32 protein-coding genes are annotated in these 20741 nt (G+C 67.5%); 3 read left to right on the top strand and 29 right to left on the bottom strand.

All coding sequences use genetic code 11. The annotated features are described in order from the left end of the window. Window positions 1-156: 156 nt before the first annotated feature. From idi to EV192_RS05520, 27 genes are all read right to left on the bottom strand, one after another. On the bottom strand, window positions 157-711 hold the full coding sequence (gene idi, locus EV192_RS05650) for an isopentenyl-diphosphate Delta-isomerase (RefSeq protein ID WP_132111721.1): 555 nt from the start codon (window positions 709-711) through the stop codon (window positions 157-159). A gap of 110 nt (window positions 712-821) precedes the next feature. Further along, the gene (rplO, locus tag EV192_RS05645) at window positions 822-1265 is read right to left on the bottom strand and encodes a 50S ribosomal protein L15 (RefSeq protein ID WP_132111719.1); all 444 of its coding nucleotides are present in this window, start codon (window positions 1263-1265) and stop codon (window positions 822-824) included. Continuing rightward, window positions 1265-1450 carry a 50S ribosomal protein L30 gene (gene rpmD, locus EV192_RS05640; RefSeq protein WP_132111717.1) on the bottom strand — a complete coding sequence of 62 codons (186 nt, stop codon included), beginning with the start codon at window positions 1448-1450 and terminating at the stop codon, window positions 1265-1267. Before rpmD ends, rplO begins: the two co-directional genes overlap by 1 nt. Window position 1451: 1 nt before the next feature. Then, a complete protein-coding gene (gene rpsE, locus EV192_RS05635; protein ID WP_132111715.1) occupies window positions 1452-2102 on the bottom strand; it encodes a 30S ribosomal protein S5 in 651 nt (216 codons plus the stop codon). Window positions 2103-2139: 37 nt separating this feature from the next. Then, the gene (gene rplR, locus EV192_RS05630) at window positions 2140-2541 is read right to left on the bottom strand and encodes a 50S ribosomal protein L18 (RefSeq protein WP_132111714.1); all 402 of its coding nucleotides are present in this window, start codon (window positions 2539-2541) and stop codon (window positions 2140-2142) included. A gap of 1 nt (window position 2542) precedes the next feature. After that, window positions 2543-3082, bottom strand: a complete 540-nt coding sequence (gene rplF / locus EV192_RS05625; protein WP_132111713.1) for a 50S ribosomal protein L6 — start codon at window positions 3080-3082, stop codon at window positions 2543-2545. Window positions 3083-3096: 14 nt separating this feature from the next. Next, window positions 3097-3495, bottom strand: a complete 399-nt coding sequence (gene rpsH / locus EV192_RS05620) for a 30S ribosomal protein S8 (RefSeq protein WP_132111712.1) — start codon at window positions 3493-3495, stop codon at window positions 3097-3099. 89 nt (window positions 3496-3584) lie between these two features. Continuing rightward, on the bottom strand, window positions 3585-3770 hold the full coding sequence (locus tag EV192_RS05615) for a type Z 30S ribosomal protein S14 (protein ID WP_132111711.1): 186 nt from the start codon (window positions 3768-3770) through the stop codon (window positions 3585-3587). Between the two features lies 1 nt (window position 3771). After that, a complete protein-coding gene (rplE, locus tag EV192_RS05610) occupies window positions 3772-4335 on the bottom strand; it encodes a 50S ribosomal protein L5 (protein ID WP_132111710.1) in 564 nt (187 codons plus the stop codon). A gap of 2 nt (window positions 4336-4337) precedes the next feature. Continuing rightward, window positions 4338-4652 carry a 50S ribosomal protein L24 gene (rplX, locus tag EV192_RS05605; protein WP_132111709.1) on the bottom strand — a complete coding sequence of 105 codons (315 nt, stop codon included), beginning with the start codon at window positions 4650-4652 and terminating at the stop codon, window positions 4338-4340. A 2-nt stretch (window positions 4653-4654) separates the two neighbouring features. Beyond that, window positions 4655-5023 (bottom strand): 50S ribosomal protein L14, encoded by a 369-nt coding sequence (gene rplN / locus EV192_RS05600; protein ID WP_033384214.1) that lies wholly within the window; start codon window positions 5021-5023, stop codon window positions 4655-4657. A 68-nt stretch (window positions 5024-5091) separates the two neighbouring features. Further along, on the bottom strand, window positions 5092-5376 hold the full coding sequence (gene rpsQ, locus EV192_RS05595) for a 30S ribosomal protein S17 (RefSeq protein WP_132111708.1): 285 nt from the start codon (window positions 5374-5376) through the stop codon (window positions 5092-5094). Next, a complete protein-coding gene (rpmC, locus tag EV192_RS05590; protein WP_132111707.1) occupies window positions 5373-5615 on the bottom strand; it encodes a 50S ribosomal protein L29 in 243 nt (80 codons plus the stop codon). Before rpmC ends, rpsQ begins: the two co-directional genes overlap by 4 nt. After that, window positions 5615-6034, bottom strand: coding sequence for a 50S ribosomal protein L16 (rplP, locus tag EV192_RS05585; protein ID WP_033384217.1), 420 nt, complete (start codon window positions 6032-6034; stop codon window positions 5615-5617). The genes rpmC and rplP overlap by 1 nt, the downstream gene beginning before the upstream one ends. Before the next feature lie 3 nt (window positions 6035-6037). Then, entirely contained in the window at window positions 6038-6901 is an 864-nt protein-coding gene (gene rpsC / locus EV192_RS05580; protein WP_132111705.1) for a 30S ribosomal protein S3, read from the bottom strand. Further along, on the bottom strand, window positions 6901-7344 hold the full coding sequence (rplV, locus tag EV192_RS05575; RefSeq protein ID WP_132111703.1) for a 50S ribosomal protein L22: 444 nt from the start codon (window positions 7342-7344) through the stop codon (window positions 6901-6903). The genes rpsC and rplV overlap by 1 nt, the downstream gene beginning before the upstream one ends. 40 nt (window positions 7345-7384) lie before the next feature. Next, window positions 7385-7666 (bottom strand): 30S ribosomal protein S19, encoded by a 282-nt coding sequence (gene rpsS / locus EV192_RS05570; RefSeq protein ID WP_132111701.1) that lies wholly within the window; start codon window positions 7664-7666, stop codon window positions 7385-7387. A 17-nt stretch (window positions 7667-7683) separates the two neighbouring features. After that, window positions 7684-8517 (bottom strand): 50S ribosomal protein L2, encoded by an 834-nt coding sequence (gene rplB / locus EV192_RS05565; protein WP_132111699.1) that lies wholly within the window; start codon window positions 8515-8517, stop codon window positions 7684-7686. A gap of 21 nt (window positions 8518-8538) precedes the next feature. Continuing rightward, entirely contained in the window at window positions 8539-8838 is a 300-nt protein-coding gene (gene rplW / locus EV192_RS05560; protein WP_132111697.1) for a 50S ribosomal protein L23, read from the bottom strand. Continuing rightward, window positions 8835-9518 carry a 50S ribosomal protein L4 gene (rplD, locus tag EV192_RS05555; protein ID WP_132111695.1) on the bottom strand — a complete coding sequence of 228 codons (684 nt, stop codon included), beginning with the start codon at window positions 9516-9518 and terminating at the stop codon, window positions 8835-8837. The genes rplW and rplD overlap by 4 nt, the downstream gene beginning before the upstream one ends. 4 nt (window positions 9519-9522) lie before the next feature. After that, on the bottom strand, window positions 9523-10173 hold the full coding sequence (rplC, locus tag EV192_RS05550) for a 50S ribosomal protein L3 (protein ID WP_132111693.1): 651 nt from the start codon (window positions 10171-10173) through the stop codon (window positions 9523-9525). A 39-nt stretch (window positions 10174-10212) separates the two neighbouring features. Continuing rightward, entirely contained in the window at window positions 10213-10518 is a 306-nt protein-coding gene (rpsJ, locus tag EV192_RS05545; protein WP_003938093.1) for a 30S ribosomal protein S10, read from the bottom strand. 334 nt (window positions 10519-10852) lie between these two features. Then, entirely contained in the window at window positions 10853-12046 is a 1194-nt protein-coding gene (gene tuf, locus EV192_RS05540) for an elongation factor Tu (RefSeq protein WP_132111691.1), read from the bottom strand. A 142-nt stretch (window positions 12047-12188) separates the two neighbouring features. Next, entirely contained in the window at window positions 12189-14288 is a 2100-nt protein-coding gene (gene fusA, locus EV192_RS05535) for an elongation factor G (RefSeq protein WP_132111689.1), read from the bottom strand. A 51-nt stretch (window positions 14289-14339) separates the two neighbouring features. Beyond that, a complete protein-coding gene (gene rpsG, locus EV192_RS05530) occupies window positions 14340-14810 on the bottom strand; it encodes a 30S ribosomal protein S7 (RefSeq protein WP_132111687.1) in 471 nt (156 codons plus the stop codon). After that, window positions 14810-15184 carry a 30S ribosomal protein S12 gene (gene rpsL, locus EV192_RS05525; RefSeq protein ID WP_025361387.1) on the bottom strand — a complete coding sequence of 125 codons (375 nt, stop codon included), beginning with the start codon at window positions 15182-15184 and terminating at the stop codon, window positions 14810-14812. Before rpsL ends, rpsG begins: the two co-directional genes overlap by 1 nt. A 356-nt stretch (window positions 15185-15540) precedes the next feature. After that, window positions 15541-16008 carry a MarR family winged helix-turn-helix transcriptional regulator gene (locus tag EV192_RS05520; protein WP_132111685.1) on the bottom strand — a complete coding sequence of 156 codons (468 nt, stop codon included), beginning with the start codon at window positions 16006-16008 and terminating at the stop codon, window positions 15541-15543. Window positions 16009-16066: 58 nt separating this feature from the next. Between EV192_RS05520 and EV192_RS05515 the strand changes: the two genes are divergently transcribed. After that, a complete protein-coding gene (locus EV192_RS05515; protein ID WP_165960214.1) occupies window positions 16067-17326 on the top strand; it encodes a glycosyltransferase in 1260 nt (419 codons plus the stop codon). Here the strand turns inward: EV192_RS05515 and EV192_RS05510 are convergent. Both EV192_RS05510 and EV192_RS05505 read right to left on the bottom strand, forming a co-directional pair. Then, a complete protein-coding gene (locus EV192_RS05510) occupies window positions 17311-17910 on the bottom strand; it encodes a response regulator transcription factor (protein WP_132111681.1) in 600 nt (199 codons plus the stop codon). The genes EV192_RS05515 and EV192_RS05510 overlap by 16 nt on opposite strands. Then, window positions 17907-19049, bottom strand: a complete 1143-nt coding sequence (locus EV192_RS05505) for a sensor histidine kinase (RefSeq protein WP_132111679.1) — start codon at window positions 19047-19049, stop codon at window positions 17907-17909. The genes EV192_RS05510 and EV192_RS05505 overlap by 4 nt, the downstream gene beginning before the upstream one ends. Window positions 19050-19141: 92 nt before the next feature. Between EV192_RS05505 and EV192_RS05500 the strand changes: the two genes are divergently transcribed. Continuing rightward, window positions 19142-20029 (top strand): ABC transporter ATP-binding protein, encoded by an 888-nt coding sequence (locus EV192_RS05500; protein WP_132111677.1) that lies wholly within the window; start codon window positions 19142-19144, stop codon window positions 20027-20029. Next, complete coding sequence (locus EV192_RS05495) at window positions 20026-20733, top strand: ABC transporter permease (protein ID WP_132111675.1); 708 nt, start codon at window positions 20026-20028, stop codon at window positions 20731-20733. The genes EV192_RS05500 and EV192_RS05495 overlap by 4 nt, the downstream gene beginning before the upstream one ends. Window positions 20734-20741: the final 8 nt, after the last annotated feature.

The following is a 20741-nucleotide window of genomic DNA, read 5'->3' as shown; positions in this document are numbered from 1 at the left end:
CCGGCGTCACACCGGCGAACGACATGGGCCGGTGGTTCACCGGCGGGAACACGGCCTGGCTGGAACAAAGCCAGGAACGCTTCGGGGCACATTTGTCCCGAAGCGTGCCCCGAACTCTAACAGTCTATCCGTGGGGGTCCGCCACCCCCGTCCGGCTTACTTGAGCGCCGCTGGCGGCAGGTCCTGCTCGTCTCCCACCGGCCAGACACGGGGGTCTGGTCCCATTTCTGCCAGTTCGACCAGTTGTTCCGTCGCCCACGGGGACAACGCGCGGTCCCGGGGCGGCCACTCGACCCATTCGAAGGCCATCACCTCTTCGGGATCCGGCGCGGGCTGCCCGGTGACGGTGACCCGGTAGACGGGACACATCTCGTTCTCCACCACCCCGTCCGGCATCGTCGCCCGGTAGCGGAACCGGGGCAGCACAAGGTCGACCTCCGCGGCCACCAAGCCGAGCTCGTCCCGCAACCGCCTGCGCACGGTCGACACCATGTCCTCGCCCGGCCCCGGATGGCCGCAGCAGCTGTTGGTCCACACACCCGGCCAGGTGCGTTTGCCCATCGCCCTGCGGGTCAACAGGAACCGCCCGTCAGGATCGAACACGTAGGCCGAGAACGCCAGATGCAGCGGCGTTCGCTCGTGGTGTACCTCCGCCTTGTCGGCCGTTCCGGTCGCGTACCCGTCCTCGTCCAGGAGCACCACAAGTTCCATGACAACCGACAGTAGCGACTGGCCTATCCGCTGCCGCCCAGGAGGTGTCGCAGGTAGAAACGCGCAAGGCCCGTCAGGAGTTGCCTGACGGGCCTTGCGCGTTCAACAGCTCACAGCTTGGTGACAGTGCCACCCGCCGCGGTGATCTTCTCGACCGCACTGCTGGAGAAACCGTTGGCGGTCACGTCGAACTTCACGCCGCCGAGGTCGCCGTCGCCGAGGACCTTGACGAGCTGGCCCTTGCGGACCGCGCCCTTGGCGACCAGGTCGAGGATGCCGACCTTGCCGCCCTCCGGGAACAGACCGGCCAGATCGCCGATGTTGACAACCTGGTACTCCACCCGGAAGCGGTTCTTGAAGCCCTTGAGCTTCGGCAGCCGCATGTGGATGGGCATCTGCCCACCTTCGAACCGGGCCGGCACGTTCTTGCGGGCCTTGGTGCCCTTGGTGCCACGGCCGGCCGTCTTGCCCTTGGAACCCTCACCGCGACCGACCCGCATCTTCTCGGTCTTGGCGCCGGGGGCCGGCCGCAGGTGATGGAGTTTGATGGCCATCAGTCTTGGACCTCCTCGACGACCACCAGGTGCCGCACGCAGTGGATCAAGCCGCGGACCTGGGGGGTGTCGTCACGCACCGTGCTCTGGCGGATCTTGCGCAACCCGAGGGTGCGCAGCGACTCGCGGTGGTTGTGCTTGGTGCCTATCTTGCTTTTGACCTGGGTGATCTTCAGCTTGGCCATGTCACGCTCCCTTGGCCGCTTGGGCGCGGGCACGCAGCATCGCAGCCGGAGCGACGTCCTCAAGCGGCAGACCGCGGCGGGCGGCCACCTCCTCCGGACGCTGCAGGCCCTTCAGCGCGGCGACGGTCGCGTGCACGATGTTGATCGCGTTGTCGCTGCCGAGCGACTTCGACAACACGTCGTGCACACCGGCGCACTCCAGGACGGCACGCACCGGGCCACCGGCGATCACGCCGGTACCGGCGCTGGCCGGCCGCAGGAGCACGACGCCGGCGGCGTCCTCGCCCTGGATCGGGTGCGGGATGGTGCCGGCGATCCGGGGCACGCGGAAGAAGTTCTTCTTGGCTTCCTCCACGCCCTTCGCGATCGCGGCGGGCACCTCCTTGGCCTTGCCGTAGCCGACACCGACCTGGCCGTCGCCGTCCCCGACGACCACCAGCGCGGTGAAGCTGAACCGCCGGCCACCCTTCACGACCTTGGCGACGCGGTTGATCGCGACCACGCGCTCAAGGTGCGGAGTCTTCTCCTGGGCCGCTCCGCCACGGCCACCGTCGCGGCGGTCCCTGCGGTCCCGACGGTCACCGCGGTCGTTGCCGCCGCCCTGACCGCCCTGGCCGCCAAAACCGCCACCCTGCCGTGTACGTCCCGGCATCAGGCGTTCCTTCCGTTCTCGATTGCTTCGCGGGTCATCAGAACTCCAGCCCCGCTTCACGGGCGGCGTCGGCGAGCGCCGCGATCCGGCCGTGGTAGTCGTAGCCACCCCGGTCGAACACGACCTTGTCGATGCCCTTGTCCTTGGCGCGGGCCGCGACCAGCTGGCCGACCTTGGCGGCCTTGGCCTTCTTGTCGCCTTCCAGCCCGCGCACGTCCACCTCGAGGGAGGACGCCGACACCAGCGTGTGGCCGGCCAGGTCGTCGATCACCTGCACGGCGATGTGCCGCGAGGACCGGTTGACCACCAGGCGCGGACGGACCGGCGTACCGCTGATCTTCTTGCGGAGCCGGAAGTGACGGCGCGCGCGGGCGATGCGACGGCGGGTGGAGATGTCCTTGCCCACCGGCTTGCGCTTCACAGTTGTTGCTTCGCTCATGTCACTTACCCGTCTTTCCGACCTTGCGGCGGATCTTCTCGCCCGCGTAGCGGACGCCCTTGCCCTTGTACGGGTCGGGCTTGCGCAGCTTGCGGATGTTGGCCGAGACCTCACCGACGAGCTGCTTGTCGATCCCGCTGACCGAGAACCGCGTCGGCGTCTCGACCGTGAAGGTGATGCCCTGCGGCGGGACCACCTTGATCGAGTGGCTGTAGCCGAGCTGGAACTCCAGGTCGCTGCCCTTGAGCGCGACCCGGTAGCCGACGCCGTGGATCTCCAGCTTCTTCTCGTAGCCGGCGGTCACGCCGACGACGAGGTTGTTCACGAGCGTGCGGGTCAGGCCGTGCAGGGCGCGGTTCTGGCGCTCGTCGTTGGGCCGCTTCACCTGCAGCGTGCCGTCCTCGGCGCGCTCAAGGGAGATCGGCTCGACGATGACGTGCGTCAGCGAACCCTTGGGGCCCTTGACGTTGACCGTCTGGCCGTCGATGTTGACGTCGACCCCGGCGGGGACGGCGATCGGCAGCTTTCCGATACGGGACATGCCTTCTCCTCCCCCTACCAGACGTAGGCGAGAACTTCTCCGCCTACACCCTGCTTGTTGGCCTGCCGATCGGTCACGAGGCCGGTCGACGTGGAAATGATCGCCACACCCAGTCCGCCGAGCACCTTCGGCAGGCCGGTCGACTTCGCGTACACCCGCAGGCCGGGCTTGGAGATGCGGCGGAGACCAGCGATGCTGCGCTCCCGGTTGGGGCCGTACTTCAGCTCCACGACCAGGTTCTTGCACTTCTCGCCCGGCTCGGCACGGTAGCTGGCGATGTAGCCCTCACGCTTGAGGATCTCGGCGATGTTCGCCTTGATCTTCGAGTGCGGCAGCACAACCTCGTCGTGGTACGCCGAGTTGGCGTTGCGCAGACGGGTCAGGAAGTCTGCGATCGGGTCGGTCATCGTCATGGTGACCTGTCAACCTTTCTCACCGCGGTTCCCCGAGAAGATGTCACAGGGCCTTCGGTGATGTGGGAGGTAGCTCGCGAGTTCGCGGACTACCAGCTGGACTTGCTCACGCCCGGCAGTTCGCCCCGGTGCGCCATCTCGCGCAGGCAGATCCGGCACAGGCCGAACTTGCGGAACACCGAGTGCGGACGCCCGCAGCGCTGGCAGCGGGTGTAGGCACGAACCTTGAACTTCGGCTTCTTCGCCGCCTTGTGGATCAGCGCCTTCTTGGCCATCTCAGTTCTCCTTGAACGGGAAGCCGAGGTGCTTCAGCAGCGCGCGGCCCTCGTCGTCGTTGGTAGCGGTGGTCACGACAGTGATGTCCATGCCACGCTGCCGGTCGATGGAGTCGGGGTCGATCTCGTGGAACATCGACTGCTCGTTGAGACCGAACGTGTAGTTGCCGTTGCCGTCGAACTGCTTGGGCGACAGGCCGCGGAAGTCACGGATACGGGGCAGTGCGATGGTCAGCAGCCGGTCGAGGAACTCCCACATCCGGTCGCCGCGAAGCGTGCACCGGGCGCCGATCGGCATGCCCTCGCGCAGCTTGAACTGCGCGATCGACTTGCGGGCCTTGCGAACCTCGGGACGCTGGCCGGTGATGGTGGCCAGGTCGCGAACCGCGCCCTCGATCAGCTTGCCGTCGCGGGCGGCGTCGCCGACACCCATGTTCACGACGATCTTCACGATGCCCGGGATCTGCATCACGTTGTCGTAGTTGAAGTCCTTGTGCAGCGCCGGCGCGATCTCCTGGCGGTAGCGGGTCTTCAGCCGGGGGATGACCTTCTCAGTCGTCGTCATGATCAGATCTCCTTCCCGTTGCCCTTGCCGCGCGCGACGCGGATCTTGCGGCCGTCCTTCTCGTCGTAGCCCACCCGGACGGCCTTGCCGTCGGCGACCACCATGACGTTGCTGACGTGGATCGAGGCCTCCTGGGTCACGATCCCGCCCTGCTGGGCGCCGCGCTGCGTCTGGGTGATCTTGGTGTGCTTCTTGATCCGGTTGACACCCTCGACCAGGACCCGGTTCTGCTTGGGGTAGGCCTGGATGACCTTGCCCTTGGCGCCCTTGTCCTTGCCGGCGATGACGACGACCGTGTCGCCTTTCTTCACCTTCATGGCTAGAGCACCTCCGGTGCCAACGAGATGATCTTCATGAACTTCTTGTCGCGCAGCTCGCGGCCCACCGGGCCGAAGATGCGGGTGCCACGCGGCTCGGTGTCGTTCTTGATGAGCACCGCGGCGTTCTCGTCGAAGCGGATGTACGAGCCATCCGGACGACGCCTTTCCTTCGCGGTGCGGACGATGACCGCCTTCACCACGTCACCCTTTTTCACGCCGGCACCCGGGATGGCGTCCTTCACGGTGGCGACGATGATGTCGCCGATGCCCGCGTAGCGCCGACCCGAACCGCCGAGCACACGGATGCAAAGGATCTCCTTGGCACCTGTGTTGTCGGCGACGCGTAGCCGCGACTCCTGCTGAATCACTTGGTCTCCCTGACCCGTTGTGGCGTATCAGATTTCCGACCTGGTACGCGCGGTCATGCTTGCTGGAACTACTTGGCCTTCTCGAGGATCTCCACCAGCCGCCAGCGCTTGGTCGCCGACAGCGGACGGGTCTCCATGAGCAGAACGCGGTCGCCGACACCGGCGGCGTTCTCCTCGTCGTGTGCCTTCACCTTCACGGTGGAGCGCAACACTTTGGCGTACCGCGGGTGCTTCTTGCGGTCCTCAAGGCGGACGACCACGGTCTTGTCCATCTTGTCGGACACGACGTAGCCCTCACGGACCTTGCGGCGGCCGCGAGGCTCAGCGGCAGTTTCGTTGACTGGCTCGGTCATGCGGCACCTTCATCCGTAACTGACTCGTCCGGGGAAGCCGACAAGCCGAGTTCGCGCTCCCGCATCACTGTGTAGATCTTGGCGATGTCGCGGCGCACGGTACGCAGGCGACGGTTGTTGTCCAGCTGGCCGGTGGCCATCTGGAACCGGAGGTTGAACAGCTCCTCCTTGGCCTCGCGCAGGCGGAGCACCAGCTCCTCCTCGGTCAGCTCACGCACCTCAGACGCGGTCACTGCCATTAGAAGTCACCACCTTCACGCGTGACGATGCGGCACTTCATCGGCAGCTTGTGGATCGCGCGGCGCAGTGCCTCGCGCGCCACGGCCTCGTTCGGGAAGCTCATCTCGAACAGGACGCGCCCCGGCTTGACGTTGACCACCCAGTACTCGGGCGAGCCCTTGCCGGAACCCATCCGGGTCTCGGCCGGCTTCTTGGTCAGCGGCCGGTCCGGGAAGATCGGGATCCACACCTTGCCACCACGGCGGATGTGCCGGTTGATGGCGATACGGGCGGACTCGATCTGCCGGTTGGTCACGTACGACGGCTCCAGCGCCTGGATGCCGTACTCGCCGAAGTTCACCTTGGTCCCGCCCTTGGCGGCACCCGAGCGCTTCGGTGAGTGCTGCTTGCGGTGCTTGACCTTGCGTGGGATGAGCACTGCTCAGCCCTCCCCGTTTGTTGCCGTGGCCTCCGGCGAGCCGTTCACGGCGGGCTCGGCCGGCGCCTGCGCGGCCTCGGCAGCGGCATCCGAACGTGCCTCCTGGGCGGCGGCCCTGGCAGCCTCGGTGCTCGTCGCGGTGGTGCCGGAAGCACCGGAACGACGTGCCCGGTTCGGACGCTCGCGGCGCGGGGCGCGCTCCTGCGTGGCGTTGTCGCGGGTTTCGTGCTGGCGGCGACCGCCGACCACGTCACCCTTGTAGATCCAGACCTTCACGCCGATCCGGCCGAAGGTGGTGCGCGCCTCGAAGATGCCGTAGTCGATGTCCGCGCGCAGCGTGTGCAGCGGGACCCGGCCCTCGCGGTAGTGCTCCGAGCGGGACATCTCGGCGCCGCCGAGACGGCCACCGCACTGCACCCGGATGCCCTTGACCTGCGGCGAACGCATCGCGGCCTGGATGGCCTTGCGCATCGCGCGCCGGAAGGCAACCCGGTTCGACAGCTGCTCGGCCACGGCCTGCGCGACGAGCTGGGCGTCCGACTCGGGGTTCTTCACCTCAAGGATGTTCAACTGGACCTGCTTGCGGGTGAGCTTCTCCAGCTCACCGCGGATCCGGTCGGCCTCGGCACCACGGCGACCGATGACGATCCCCGGCCGTGCGGTGTGGATGTCCACCCGCACGCGGTCCCGGGTCCGCTCGATCTCCACCTTGGAGATGCCGGCGCGCTCCATGCCCTTGGACAGCAGCTTCCGGATCTTGACGTCTTCCGCCACGTACTCCGCGTACTGCTTGTCCGCGTACCAGCGGGACTTCCAGTCAGTGGTGATACCCAGGCGGAAGCCGTGCGGGTTGATCTTCTGACCCACTAGCTGGCACTTCCCTTCTCACTGGTCTTCTTCGCGGCCTTGCGGGCCGGCTTGCGTGTCGCTTCCTTCTTGTTCACAAGCGACTCGACCTCGACCGTGATGTGGCAGGTGCGCTTGCGGATGCGGTACGCGCGGCCCTGCGCCCGCGGCCGGAACCGCTTGAGCGTCGGACCCTCGTCCACGTATGCCGCACTCACCCACAGCGAATCCGGGTCGAGCTGGAGGTTGTTCTCGGCGTTGGCCATGGCGCTGGCGAGCACCTTCGCGACCGGACCGCTGGCGGCCTGCGGCGCGAACTGGAGCACGGCCAGGGCCTCGCTGGCGCTACGACCCTTGATGAGCTCGATGACGCGGCGCGCCTTCATTGGCGTGGTGCGCACGTAGCGAGCCCGAGCCATGGCGCGAGGAAGCTCCTCCACCGTGGCCTCGTTACGGGCGTTCATCGCTGCTTACCCCTTGCTGGTTCGTGTCTAGGCGCGCCGCTCAACGGCGGCGGGACTTCCGGTCGTCCTTGATGTGGCCCTTGAAGGTCCTGGTCGGGGCGAACTCGCCCAGCTTGTGCCCGACCATGGCCTCCGAGACGAACACCGGGACGTGCTTGCGGCCGTCGTGCACCGCGATCGTGTGTCCCAGCATGTCCGGGGTGATCGTGGACCGGCGGGACCAGGTCTTGATCACCGTTTTCTTACCGGACTCGTTCAGCGCGTCCACCTTCTTGAGCAGGTGGTCGTCAACGAACGGGCCCTTTTTCAGGCTACGTGGCATGGTTCACTCCCTCCTGCTCAGCGCTTCTTGCCGGTCTTGCGGCGACGGACGATCATCCGGTCCGAAGCCTTGCGGCGACGGGTCCGGCCTTCCGGCTTACCTGCCGGGTTGACCGGGTGGCGACCACCGGAGGTCTTACCCTCACCACCGCCGTGCGGGTGGTCCACCGGGTTCATGGCCACACCGCGGACGGTCGGGCGCTTGCCCTTCCACCGCATCCGGCCGGCCTTGCCCCAGTTGATGTTCGACTGCTCGGCGTTGCCGACCGCGCCGACAGTGGCGCGGCAGCGGACGTCGACCATCCGGATCTCACCGGACGGCATGCGCAGCTGCGCCAGCGAGCCCTCACGGGCCACCAGCTGCACGCTCGCGCCGGCCGACCGGGCGATCTTGGCGCCGCCACCGGGCCGGAGCTCGATCGCGTGGATCACCGTGCCCACCGGGATGTTGCGCAGCGGCAGGTTGTTGCCCGGCTTGATGTCGGCCTTCGGGCCGTTCTCGATCGGGTCGCCCTGGCGCAGCTTGTCCGGCGCGATGATGTAGCGCTTCTCGCCGTCCGCGTAGTGCAGCAGCGCGATCCGCGCGGTGCGGTTCGGGTCGTACTCGATGTGCGCGACCTTGGCCGGCACGCCGTCCTTGTCGTTGCGCCGGAAGTCGATCAGCCGGTACGCGCGCTTGTGGCCGCCACCCTTGTGCCGGGTGGTGATCTTGCCGTGCGCGTTGCGGCCGCCCTTCTTGTTCAGCGGACGCACCAGCGACTTCTCCGGGTGGTCCCGGGTGATCTCGGCGAAGTCCGAGACGCTGGAGCCGCGACGGCCCGGCGTCGTCGGCTTGTACTTGCGGATGCCCATCTCTGCGAGTTCCTCGTTCCCTTAGGCGGCCGGGCCGCCGAAGATCTCGATCTGCTTCGAGTCAGCGGACAGCGTGACGATCGCGCGCTTGGTGTCCTTGCGCTTGCCGTAGCCGGTGCGGGTGCGCTTGCGCTTGCCCTGCCGGTTCAGCGTGTTCACGCTGATCACCTTCACGCCGAACACCTTCTCGACCGCGATCTTGATCGCGGTCTTGTTCGCGTCCGGGTGCACCACGAAGGTGTACTTGTTCTCCTCGAGCAGCCCGTAGGACTTCTCGGAGATCACCGGGGCGAGCAGGATGTCGCGGGGGTCGGGAATCACTGGTCCTCCTCCTCGACCTCGCTGGAGCGGGCGGACGCCTTGGCCGCGCGGCCGCGGATCGGGCCGGCGACGAAGCTGTCGTACGCGTCCTTGGTGAACACGACCGCGTCGGTGTAGAGCACGTCGTACGTGTTCAACTGGTCCGGCCACAGCACGTGCACGTTGTCCAGGTTGCGGACCGACAGCATGGCCAGCTCGTCCTCCCGGGTCAGCACGACCAGGACCCGCTTCACCTGGGTCAGCTCGGCCAGCGCCTTGCGGGCGTCCTTCGTGGACGGCTGCTCGCCGGTGACCAAAGCGGACACGACGTACAGCTGCTCGTTGCGGGCCCGGTCGGACAGGGCGCCACGCAGCGCGGCGGCCTTCATCTTCTTCGGGGTCCGCTGGGTGTAGTCCCGAGGCGTCGGGCCGTGCACCACGCCACCGCCGGCGAACTGCGGCGCGCGGGTCGAGCCCTGCCGGGCGCGGCCGGTGCCCTTCTGCCGGTACGGCTTCTTGCCACCGCCGCGGACCTCGCCACGGGTCTTGGTGTCGTGCGTGCCCTGGCGGGCCGCGGCCAGCTGGCCGATCACCACCTGGTGCATCAGCGGGATGTTCGCCTGGGCGTCGAAGACGTCGGCCGGGAGTTCCACGCTGCCGTCGGTCTTGCCGTCCGGGGTGCGGATGTCAACGGATGCCATGGCTTCACGCACCACCCTTCGCGGCGCTCTTGAGGAACACGAGGCCACCCTTGGGGCCGGGCACCGCGCCCTTGATCAGGATCAGGCCGGACTCCGAGTCGACCCGGTGCACGGTCAGGTTCTGGGTGGTCACCCTGGCATGGCCCATCCGGCCGGCCATCCGCAGGCCCTTGAACACGCGGCCCGGGGTGGCGCAGCCACCGATCGAGCCCGGCGAGCGGTGCTTGCGCTGGGTGCCGTGTGAGGAGCTCAGGCCCTTGAAGCCGTGTCGCTTCATCACACCGGCGGTGCCCTTGCCCTTGCTGGTGCCGGTCACGTCGATCACAGCGCCGGCCTCGAACACCTCGGCGGTGATCTCCTGGCCGACGGTGTACTCGTCCGCGTCGGTGGTCCGCAGCTCGGCGAGATAGCGCCGAGGGGTCACACCGGCCTTGCTGAAGTGCCCGGTCTCGGGCTTGTTGACCTTGCGCGGGTCGATGGCGCCGAAGGCCAGTTGCACCGCGACATAGCCGTCGGTCTCCTGGGTGCGAACCTGGGTCACCACGTTCGGCCCGGCCTGGACGACGGTCACCGGGACGATCCGGTTGGCCTCGTCGAAGACCTGGGTCATGCCGAGCTTGGTGCCCAGAATGCCCTTCACTTGCCTGTCAGACATGGTCTCGTTCTCTCCGCTGCGTTTCTCGCGCGCAGGCGCTTACTGGATGTTGACGTCGACGCTGGCCGGCAGGTCGATGCGCATGAGCGCGTCGACCGTCTTCGGCGTCGGGTCGAGGATGTCGATCAGACGCTTGTGCGTGCGCATCTCGAAGTGCTCGCGCGAGTCCTTGTACTTGTGCGGCGAGCGGATGACGCAGTAGACGTTCTTCTCGGTCGGCAGCGGCACCGGCCCGACGACCCGAGCGCCGGTACGCGTCACGGTCTCCACGATCTTGCGCGCGGAGGCGTCGATCGCCTCGTGGTCGTAGGCCTTGAGCCGGATGCGGATCTTCTGTCCCGCCATGGTGGCTTTGCCGTTCCTTCCGTGATGTCCCTGTAGAGCGCTTGGATGGCCTCAGCAGCCAGCCCACGAGAGGCTCCGCCCTCTGTTCACAAGTCATGGTCCCCGGTCCACGAGGTCGGGCGTGTCGCGCCTTACCCACAGACCGGTCCCGCCGTCGTTCCGCGGGGGTGCGATCCTCGCCAGTGCTCCACAGGAAACCGGCGCTAACTTTTGCTCTCGCACGGAGGCGGCCGGTCTCCCGACAGGAAACCCGGCCGCCCCACGACGAGCAACCTATACAGGATGCCATATCGAAATACGGCGTCCAAATCGGGGTCGGAAAATCCGACCCAGCTCACTTGAGGATCTTGACCAGGGTGCCGGCGCCGACGGTCCGGCCACCCTCACGGATGGTGAACCGCATGCCCTCGTCCATCACGATCGGCTGGATCAGCTGGACGGACATCTTGGTGTCGTCACCCGGCATGACCATCTCGGTGCCCTCGGGGAGGGTCACCACGCCGGTCACGTCGGTCGTCCGGAAGTAGAACTGCGGACGGTAGTTCTGGAAGAACGGCGTGTGCCGGCCGCCCTCGTCCTTGGACAGGATGTAGACCTGCGCCTCGAACTCGGTGTGCGGGGTGGAGGTGCCGGGCTTGGCCACGACCATGCCGCGCTCGACGTCCTCACGCTTCACACCACGGACCAGCAGACCCACGTTGTCGCCCGCGCGGCCCTGGTCGAGCAGCTTGCGGAACATCTCGACACCGGTGACGGTGGTCTTGGTGGCCTTCTCCCGGATGCCCAGGATCTCGACCTCTTCGTTGACGTTGACCACGCCACGCTCGATCCGACCGGTCACCACGGTGCCACGGCCAGTGATCGTGAAGACGTCCTCGATCGGCATCAGGAACGGCCGGTCGGTCTCCCGGACCGGCTCGGGGATGTTCTCGTCCACCGCGTCGAGCAGCTCAAGCAGCTTGGCCGACCACTCGGGGTCACCCTCGAGGGCCTTCAGCGCCGAGACGCGCACGACCGGCAGGTCGTCACCCGGGAACTCGTACTCCGAGAGCAGCTCGCGGACCTCGAGCTCGACCAGCTCAAGGATCTCCTCGTCGTCCACCATGTCGGCCTTGTTCAGGGCGACGATGATGTAGGGCACGCCGACCTGACGAGCGAGCAGCACGTGCTCCTTCGTCTGCGGCATCGGGCCGTCGGTCGCGGCGACCACCAGGATCGCGCCGTCCATCTGGGCGGCACCGGTGATCATGTTCTTGATGTAGTCCGCGTGACCCGGGCAGTCGACGTGCGCGTAGTGGCGCTTCTCGGTCTGGTACTCGATGTGAGCGATCGAGATGGTGATGCCGCGCTGCTTCTCCTCCGGCGCCTTGTCGATCTGGTCGAACGGCGTGAAGGGGTTGAGGTCCGGGTACTTGTCGTGCAGGACCTTGGAGATGGCCGCGGTGAGCGTCGTCTTGCCGTGGTCGATGTGACCGACGGTGCCGATGTTGACGTGCGGCTTGGTCCGCTCGAACTTCGCCTTCGCCACTGGATTGTCCTCCTGGACTTGTTCTTATCCGTCGGCCCGAACAATAGGTTTGGCGTCGGGCCGACGGCTCATCAGGGTCGGTTGTGCGGACCCCGGGGGAACCCCGGAGAGCCCACACGCTGTGTGGTGCTCCGGTGAGGGGTTATTCCCCCGTCGCCTTTGCGATGATCTCCTTCGCCACGTTCGTGGGAACTTCGGCGTAGGAATCGAACTGCATGGAGTAGTTCGCGCGGCCCTGGGTACGCGACCGCAGGTCACCCACGTAGCCGAACATCTCCGACAGCGGGACGAGCGCCTTCACGACACGCGTACCGCTGCGCTCCTCCATGGCCTGGATCTGGCCACGGCGGGAGTTCAGGTCACCGATGACTTCACCCATGTAGTCCTCGGGTGTGGTCACCTCAACGGCCATCATCGGCTCGAGCAGCACCGGGTGGGCCCGCTTCGCGGCCTCCTTCAGCACCATCGAACCGGCGATCTTGAACGCCATCTCGGACGAGTCGACCTCGTGGTAACCGCCGTCCAGCAGGGTCAGCTTCAGCCCCACCAGCGGGTAGCCCGCGAGTACGCCGTACTGCATGGCGTCCTGAGCGCCCTGGTCGACCGACGGGATGTACTCGCGCGGAACGCGACCGCCGGTGACCTTGTTCTCGAACTCGTAGAGCGCGCCGTCCGTGGTGGCCAGCGGCTCCAGCTTGACGAGCACCTTGGCGAACTGGCCGGAGCCACCGGTCTGCTTCTTGTGGGTGTACTCGACCTTCTCCACGGTGTTGCGGATGGTCTCGCGGTACGCCACCTGAGGCTTGCCGATGTTGGCCTCGACCTTGAACTCGCGGCGCATGCGGTCCACCAGGATGTCCAGGTGCAGCTCGCCCATGCCGGCGATGATCGTCTGGCCGGTGTCCTCGTCCAGCTTGACCTTGAAGGTCGGGTCCTCCTCGGCCAGCTTCTGGATCGCCGTGCCGAGCTTCTCCTGGTCCGCCTTGGTCTTCGGCTCGATCGCCACCTGGATGACCGGCTCCGGGAAGGTCATCGACTCCAGGATGATCGGGTTCTGCGGGTCGCAGAGCGTGTCACCCGTGGTGGTGTCCTTCAGGCCGATCGCCGCGTAGATGTGGCCGGCGATGGCCTCGGTGACCGGGTTCTCCTTGTTGGAGTGCATCTGGAACAGCTTGCCGATCCGCTCCTTGCGCTCCTTGGTGGAGTTGATCACCTGGGCGCCGGAGGGGATCTGGCCGGAGTAGACCCGGATGTAGGTCAGCTTGCCGAAGAACGGGTGCGCGGCGATCTTGAACGCCAGCGCCGCGAACGGCTCGTCGGTCGACGGCTTGCGCGTCACGACCGTCTCGCCGTCCAGCAGCGTGCCCTCGACAGCCGGCACGTCCAGCGGGGTAGGCAGGTAGTCGACGACCGCGTCCAGCATCGGCTGCACGCCCTTGTTCTTGAACGCCGAGCCGCACAGGACAGGGTAGGCCTCGCGGCCGACGGTCAGCTTCCGGATGCCGGCCTTGATCTGCTCGACGGACAGCTCCCCGGTGTCGAGGTACTGCTCCATGAAGACGTCGTCGGTCTCGGCGACCGCCTCGAGCAGGGCCTCGCGGTACTCCGCGGCCTTCTCGGCCAGGTCGGCCGGGATCTCCTCGACCGTGTAGTCGACACCCTTGGTGACCTCGCCGCGCCAGGTCAGCGCCCGCATCTCGACCAGGTCGATCACGCCGATGAACTCGCTCTCGGCGCCGATCGGCAGCTGGATCGGCAGCGGCCGGGCACCGAGGCGCTCGGAGATGGTGCGCACGGTGAAGTAGAAGTCGGCGCCCAGCTTGTCCATCTTGTTGACGAAGCAGATCCGGGGCACGTCGTACTTGTCGGCCTGCCGCCACACCTGCTCGGACTGCGGCTCGACGCCTTCCTTGCCATCGAAGACGGCCACCGCGCCGTCGAGCACGCGCAGGTTCCGTTCGACCTCGACGGTGAAGTCCACGTGGCCCGGCGTGTCGATGATGTTGATCTGGTTGTTGTCCCAGTACGTGGTGGTAGCAGCGGAGGTGATGGTGATACCACGCTCCTGCTCCTGCTCCATCCAGTCCATCGTCGCGGCGCCGTCGTGCACTTCGCCGATCTTGTAGTTGATCCCCGTGTAGAAGAGGATCCGCTCGGTCGTCGTGGTTTTGCCCGCGTCGATGTGCGCCATGATCCCGATGTTGCGGACCTTGGCAAGGTCGGTGAGCACGTCGAGTGCCACTGGAGTCTTCCCCTGTCTTGATGAGCTGTGGCGCTCACTGGGGCTGGCAGGTCACCAGCGGTAGTGAGCGAAGGCCTTGTTGGATTCGGCCATCTTGTGCGTGTCCTCGCGGCGCTTCACGCTCGCCCCGAGGCCGTTGCTGGCGTCGAGCAGCTCGTTCATCAAGCGCTCGACCATGGTCTTCTCACGCCGGCTCCGCGAGTAGCTCACCAGCCAGCGCAGCGCGAGGGTGGTGCTGCGACCGGGCTTGACCTCGATCGGCACCTGGTAGGTGGCGCCACCGACGCGGCGGCTCTTCACCTCGATGGTGGGCTTCACGTTGTCCAGCGCACGCTTGAGCGTCACCACCGGGTCGGTGGTCGTCTTCTCCCTGGCGCCCTCGAGCGCCCCGTAGACGATCTTCTCCGCCACGGACCGCTTGCCGTCCCGCAGCACCTTGTTGATCAGCTGGGTGACCAGCGGGGAGCTGTAGACGGGGTCGGAGATCAACGGCCGCTTCGGGGCCGGGCCCTTGCGGGGCATCAGCTCTTCTCCTTCTTCGCGCCGTAGCGGCTACGAGCCTGCTTGCGGTTCTTCACGCCCTGCGTGTCCAGCGAGCCGCGGATGATCTTGTAGCGGACGCCCGGGAGGTCCTTCACGCGGCCGCCGCGGACGAGCACCATCGAGTGCTCCTGAAGGTTGTGGCCTTCGCCCGGGATGTAGGCGGTGACCTCGATGCCGCTGGTCAACTTCACACGGGCGACCTTGCGCAGCGCCGAGTTCGGCTTCTTGGGCGTGGTCGTGTACACACGCGTGCACACACCGCGCCGCTGCGGGCTCCCTTTGAGCGCCGCGGTCTTGGTCTTCGCGACCTTGTCCTGGCGGCCCTTACGGACCAGCTGCTGGATCGTGGGCATGGACCGGCTTTCTCTACGACTGCTAGCTACTGACGGTTGTCCGTGTTTCCGCTGTTCCCCCTGGCCCCGCCGTAACCCGAGGTCGGGCGTGTCGCCCTTCCCCTGAAGGCCCGTGCGGGACAGCGCCACATACGACAGCCGCGGCATCCCAACGGGGTTTGGGAGGTCTCCGGTGTGCTTCTGCGGCGTCGACTGGGTCGACCACCGCTCGCAGGCACACGGAGCGGCCCGACATCAGTCGGGCACGATTAGCAAAGATACCTGGCGCTCACGCGCGGAGCAAAACCGGGGTACCCCTGGTCTCGGCTCCCCCCAGTCTACCCCTGGAACCGCAGGTGAACGACGGGTGACGGCGCTCACGGCAGGGCCTGGATCCGGGCCCGGTGCCGATCCTGGAACTCCGCGGCACCCCGCAGGAAGCTGATCAGCAGGCGCAGTTCGGCCTCGGTGTAGACGTTCGCGTCCCGCGCGCCCTCCTCGGCGATCGGGCCGTAGAGCTGCCATGCCTTGGCTTTGACCTCGTCGGTGGCGCTGATGAGCACCTTACGCCGGTCGCCGGGATCGGGTGCGCGGGTCAGGTAGCCGAGTTTGGCCAACCGGTCGAGCATCGCCGTGACGCTTCCCGTGGTCAGACCGAGCCGCGCGCCGAGCACGCCAGGGGTGGCCGTGCCCAACTGCATCAGCACGTCCAAGCAGCGCAGATCCGTCCGGTTGACGCCCAGGTGCCCAGCCACGGCCTCGTCCAGGGCGTCGACCGAGACCTGGTAGACGCGGGACGCCGTACCCAGCTCGGCCCGGAGCTCGTCCAGGATTTCCCTTGACATTCGATTATCTCGTCTCTCAAGATAAATGACAGTCAAGGCAATCCTAGAGGAGGATCCCGTGCCCAGGTTCCTGATCAGCACCATGGACGCCGCAGGCCACGTACACCCGGCCCTGCCTGTGGCAAAGGCCCTGGTCGAGCGGGGCCACTCGGTCCGCTGGCACGTCGGCGCGAAGTACCGGGCGCTGGTCGAGAACACCGGGGCCACCTGGGTCGAGCCACGCCGCACACCCACGTTCGACGAACTGCCGCCCGTGCCCGACCCTGGCCTGCGTGAACCCAAGGCGGGGTTCTCCGCCCTCCGCAAGCTCCTCGTCGAACGCATGGCAGGACAGGTCGCGGACTACGAGGAGCTCATGCCGTTCGACGGGCTCATCGTCGACCTGTGCTCCCTCGGCGGCCAAGGCCTGTACGAACGCCACGGAACCCCGTGGGCGACGCTGGGGATCAGCCCGCTGACCGCGCCGGCTCCCGACATCCCTCGGTTCGGTACGGGCGCACCACCGCCGTCGAACGCCTTCAGTCGACGGATGAACGCGCTCACCATGAAGGCCATGACGGCCCTCGGGCCGCTGGTGATGAAGGACCTCAACGAGGCGTACGTGTCCACCCGGGCCGCCCTGGGCCTGAAGCCGCTTCCCCGGGGCGCCAACGTGTTCTGGCACATGCAGTCACCCATGCTGCACATGCAGGCGGCCACACCGGCCATTGAGTACCCACGCCGGCACTGGCCGGCGAACGTCCACTTCGTCGGCCCGTTGCTGCCTCCGGCCACCACGGCGGCCCTGCCGGAGTGGTGGGCCGAACTGGACTCCGCGAAGGCCGTTGTGCACGTGACACAAGGCACAGTGGCCACCGATCCGTCGATTCTCACCAAGCCGGCGCTGGCCGGGCTGGCCTCGTTCGACGGCCTGGTCGTGGTGACGTCACCGCACGACCTCGGCCCGGTGCCGGCCAACACCCGCGTGGCCGAGTTCATTCCGCACTCGCTGCTGCTGCCCAAAGTGGACGCGATGGTGACGAACGCCGGCTACAACGGCGTGAAAATGGCCCTGTCGCACGCGGTTCCGCTGGTGATGGCGCCGTGGGGCAACGACCAGCCGGACGTCGCCGGCCGGATCGCCTGGGCCGGCGCGGGCGTCAACCTGCGCAAACGCACCCCATCGCCGGGCGCCATCCGACAGGGCGTGGCGACCGTGCTCGACGGGTCGTACCACCAGGCCGCCCGGCGGATCCAGGCCGAGTTCCGGGAGTACCCGGACGGGTCCCGCGCGGCACACCTGCTCGAAGAGCTGGTTGGGGCTCAGATCCACCCCTGATCGCGGGCGATCCGGGCGGCCTGGGTGCGGCTCCGCGCGTCCAGTTTGGTCATCGCCGCGGAGATGTAGTTGCGGACCGTGCCGGCCGACAGGTGCAGGGCGTACGCGATGTCGGTGGCCGTGCGTTCCTCGTCCACCATGCGCAGGATCTCCAGCTCGCGATCGGACAGTGGGCAGTCCGTCTCGGCGAGTGCCTCGGCGGCGAACTCCGGGTCCACGTAACGCATCCCGGCGTGCACCCGCCTGATCACCTCGGCCAGCAAGGACGCCGGCGCGGTCTTCGCCAGGAACCCTTTGGCGCCAAGGGACAGCGCTCGCCGCAGGACTCCGGGCCGGGCATGCCTGGTGAGCATCACGCCGCGAACCCCGGAGCCGGCCAGCAGCTCCAACGTGCGCAGACCGTCCATCACGGGCATCTCCACGTCGAGCACGACCACGTCCGGGCGGTGTTCCGCGACCGCCTTGAGAGCCTGGTCACCGTCGGCGACGCCGGCCACCACGGTCAGGTCCGGCTCCAGGTTCAGCAGGGTCTCCACGGCCTGGCGGGTGAGCTGCTCGTCGTCGGCGAGCACGATCCGGATCACGCCGGCACCTTCGCCACGACCTCGAACGACTCGGGTTCGACCGCGCCGGCCTGGAACGTGCCGCCGGCCTCGTTGACGCGCCGGGCGAGGCCGGCCAGTCCCGAGCCGGTGGTCGTGACGGACGCCGACTGCACGCCGTCGTTGCGTACACGCAGAACGGCTTCGCGCCGACCCACGGTCAGGGAGACACAGCACGTGCGCGCGTTGGCGTGTCTGAGCAAGTTCGTCACGGCCTCACGCAGCACGCGCCCGAACAGCTCCCGTTGGGTGACGAGCGTGTCGTCAGCGTCGAAGTCGCACTCGATGCCCGCGGACGTCAGGAGCTTGCGCGCGCCCACAAGCTCGGTGCCGAGGTCCGTCGGCCGGTTGTCCTGGACGAGCGCACGGACGTCCTTCAGCGCACCCCTGGCCAGAGCCTGTACCTCCACCATCTCGGCCTGGGCGCGGTCCGGGTCGATCGGACCGAGGCGGACCGCCAGCTCGCTCTTCAACGACACCACTTCGAGCGCGTGGCCGAGGATGTCGTGCAGGTCCTCGGCGAGCCGCAGCCGTTCCCGAACCGTGGCCAGGTCGGCGGCCTCCCGCCGGGCCCGGTCGAGTTTCAGCGCGCCTTCCCACTGCCGGAACGAGATGGCCAGGCAGTACGCGGTCAACAGCACGAACGCCGCCATTACGGTCGTGGAGACGAATGCGAACAGCAGGGACCCGCTGAGTCCCGCGGACACGCCGAACGCGAGTCCCTGGGCGATCGCGCCGGCCGTGATGAACCACCACGCCACTGAGCCCCGGCCGATCACGAACTCGGCGAGGGCCAGGCCGGTGCAGGTGGTGGACATCAGGCCCAGCTGGGGATCGACCGTGAGGCCCAGCAGGCTGAGCGCCATGACGAACGCGACCAGCGCCCACGTCCGCCACAGCGGTATCGCCTCCCAGCGGCCGGACATCACCGTCCGCCACAGCCGACGCCCGTACACCCAGAGGAAGATCACCGTCCCGGCGATCAGCACGGCGGCCCGCACCGGGCCAGGTTTCGTGTTGATCAACGCCAGCGGTGTCAGCGCACCGACCAGCACCAACGTGACCAGGAGCGCGTTGCGCGTGGACCGCCGCAACGGTTCCAACGCGTTCGGCTCGGGCACGTCAGCCAACGTAACACCACATGACACGTGTCATGAGAGCTCGTGACACCGACGACTGACGAGCGGGCACACGTTTTCGCGACAGTGTTCGCATGGACGTGATCGACGTGTCGGACCTCCACCACCACTACGGTTCCTTCGCCGCGGTGGCCGGGGTCGACTTCGCGGTGCGCGAGGGGGAGATCTTCGCGCTGTTGGGGACGAACGGCGCCGGCAAGACGACGACGCTGGAGATCATCGAGGGGTTCCGGCGGCCCAGCGGCGGGCGGGTGCGGGTGTTCGGCCGGGACCCGGTGGCCGACCGGACCAGGCTGAGCGCGGATGTCGGCGTGATGATGCAGAGTTCCGGGCTGATCGGCGAACTGACCGTGGCGGAGACGCTCGGGTTGTGGGGCGGCCTGCGCAGCCGGCCGGACTCCCCGACCGACCTGATGTCCACTGTGGATCTCACGGACCGGCGGAACGTGGCCGTGGAGAAGCTGTCCGGCGGCGAACGGCGGCGGCTGGACTTCGCGCTCGCCATCTGGGGCCGGCCGCCCCTGGTGATCCTGGACGAACCCACCACCGGCCTGGACCCGGAGTCCCGCGCCCACCTGTGGGACACCGTGTCGGCGCTGCGGGCAGGCGGCAGCACGGTTCTGCTGACCACCCACTACCTGGAGGAGGCGCAGGCCCTGGCCGACCAGGTGGCGATCATGCACACCGGCCGGATCGAGGTGGCCGGCACCCTGGCCGAGGTGCTCACCAACCAACCGGCCCGGATCACCGCCACCGTCCCGCCGGCCGTGCCGCTGCCGCACTTCCACGGAACGCCCACAGTGGACGGTCACACCCTGACCGTGGCCACCCACCACCTCCAGGACGACCTCTACACGCTGCTGCGCTGGGCGGAGGAGCACAACGTCCGGCTGGACACCCTGGCCGCCAACCCCGCCTCCCTGCAGGAGATCTTCCTGTCGATCGGCAAGGAGAAGGTATGACCTTCCATCTCGCGTGGACAGAACTGCGGCTGTTGCTGCGTAAGCGGATCACCGCCTACTCGGTGCTGGCCGCCCCCGTCCTGCTCTGCGCCATGGCCTGGTTCGCCGACCGCACCCAACCCACCGAGGCATGGGCCGGCACGATGGGCAGCCGGTTCGTCCTGCTGATGGTGATCTCGGTCTACCTGGTGAGCACCACCGTGTTCACCGCCCGACGGCAGTCACTCGTGTTGAAACGGCTACGGACCAGCGAACTCACCGACACAGCCATCTACCTCGGGATCGGCGCGCCCATGATGGTCGTCGGCCTGGCGCAGACCATCGTCTACTTCGGCTTCTGCCTGGCCGTCGGCGCACCACTGCCGTCGAACCCGGCCGTGGTCCTGGTCGGCGTGATCCTCGGCATCGCGGTGGCACTGTTGGCCGGTATCGCCACGGCCGCGTTCAGCCGGAGCGTGGAGGTCACCCAGATCACCGCGATCCCGGTGATGCTGGCGGCGATCGCGGGGATGGTCATGGTGCAGTCCAGCAACGACGTGGTGTCCACCATCGGCACGTTCCTGCCGGTGGTCGGCCCCGGCCACCTCGTCACCGAGGGCTGGTCGAACGGCAACGCACTCCTCGGCGTGGCCGCCACCGTGCCGTCGCTGATCCTCTTCGTCGCGGTCGCTCTCAAGGCGTTCCGCTGGGAACCCCGCCAGTGACCAGCGGA

The organism is Actinocrispum wychmicini (assembly GCF_004345645.1).
Taxonomy (GTDB): Bacteria; Actinomycetota; Actinomycetes; order Mycobacteriales; family Pseudonocardiaceae; genus Kibdelosporangium; species Kibdelosporangium wychmicini.
The sequence above is the reverse complement of the archived record's forward strand: the minus strand, read 5'-3'. Positions and strand labels throughout refer to the sequence as shown.

Excerpts from the sequence above, each read along its gene's own strand:
- EV192_RS05495 (WP_132111675.1), top strand. The coding sequence starts at position 20,026 with ATGACCTTCCATCTCGCGTGGACAGAACTGCGGCTGTTGCTGCGTAAG.
- EV192_RS05500 (WP_132111677.1), top strand. The coding sequence starts at position 19,142 with ATGGACGTGATCGACGTGTCGGACCTCCACCACCACTACGGTTCCTTC.
- rpsH (WP_132111712.1), bottom strand. The coding sequence starts at position 3,495 with ATGACGATGACCGACCCGATCGCAGACTTCCTGACCCGTCTGCGCAAC.
- EV192_RS05615 (WP_132111711.1), bottom strand. The coding sequence starts at position 3,770 with ATGGCCAAGAAGGCGCTGATCCACAAGGCGGCGAAGAAGCCGAAGTTC.
- rpsS (WP_132111701.1), bottom strand. The coding sequence starts at position 7,666 with ATGCCACGTAGCCTGAAAAAGGGCCCGTTCGTTGACGACCACCTGCTC.
- idi (WP_132111721.1), bottom strand. The coding sequence starts at position 711 with ATGGAACTTGTGGTGCTCCTGGACGAGGACGGGTACGCGACCGGAACG.
- rplE (WP_132111710.1), bottom strand. The coding sequence starts at position 4,335 with ATGACGACGACTGAGAAGGTCATCCCCCGGCTGAAGACCCGCTACCGC.
- rpsL (WP_025361387.1), bottom strand. The coding sequence starts at position 15,184 with ATGCCCACGATCCAGCAGCTGGTCCGTAAGGGCCGCCAGGACAAGGTC.
- rpsE (WP_132111715.1), bottom strand. The coding sequence starts at position 2,102 with ATGCCGGGACGTACACGGCAGGGTGGCGGTTTTGGCGGCCAGGGCGGT.
- rpsJ (WP_003938093.1), bottom strand. The coding sequence starts at position 10,518 with ATGGCGGGACAGAAGATCCGCATCCGGCTCAAGGCCTACGACCACGAG.
- EV192_RS05520 (WP_132111685.1), bottom strand. The coding sequence starts at position 16,008 with ATGTCAAGGGAAATCCTGGACGAGCTCCGGGCCGAGCTGGGTACGGCG.
- rplO (WP_132111719.1), bottom strand. The coding sequence starts at position 1,265 with ATGGCCATCAAACTCCATCACCTGCGGCCGGCCCCCGGCGCCAAGACC.
- rplV (WP_132111703.1), bottom strand. The coding sequence starts at position 7,344 with ATGAACGCCCGTAACGAGGCCACGGTGGAGGAGCTTCCTCGCGCCATG.
- rplC (WP_132111693.1), bottom strand. The coding sequence starts at position 10,173 with ATGTCTGACAGGCAAGTGAAGGGCATTCTGGGCACCAAGCTCGGCATG.
- rpmC (WP_132111707.1), bottom strand. The coding sequence starts at position 5,615 with ATGGCAGTGACCGCGTCTGAGGTGCGTGAGCTGACCGAGGAGGAGCTG.
- rplF (WP_132111713.1), bottom strand. The coding sequence starts at position 3,082 with ATGTCCCGTATCGGAAAGCTGCCGATCGCCGTCCCCGCCGGGGTCGAC.
- rplD (WP_132111695.1), bottom strand. The coding sequence starts at position 9,518 with ATGGCATCCGTTGACATCCGCACCCCGGACGGCAAGACCGACGGCAGC.
- rplB (WP_132111699.1), bottom strand. The coding sequence starts at position 8,517 with ATGGGCATCCGCAAGTACAAGCCGACGACGCCGGGCCGTCGCGGCTCC.
- rpsQ (WP_132111708.1), bottom strand. The coding sequence starts at position 5,376 with ATGACCGAGCCAGTCAACGAAACTGCCGCTGAGCCTCGCGGCCGCCGC.
- rpmD (WP_132111717.1), bottom strand. The coding sequence starts at position 1,450 with ATGGCCAAGCTGAAGATCACCCAGGTCAAAAGCAAGATAGGCACCAAG.
- rpsG (WP_132111687.1), bottom strand. The coding sequence starts at position 14,810 with ATGCCCCGCAAGGGCCCGGCCCCGAAGCGGCCGTTGATCTCCGACCCC.
- rplR (WP_132111714.1), bottom strand. The coding sequence starts at position 2,541 with ATGAGCGAAGCAACAACTGTGAAGCGCAAGCCGGTGGGCAAGGACATC.
- rplX (WP_132111709.1), bottom strand. The coding sequence starts at position 4,652 with ATGAAGGTGAAGAAAGGCGACACGGTCGTCGTCATCGCCGGCAAGGAC.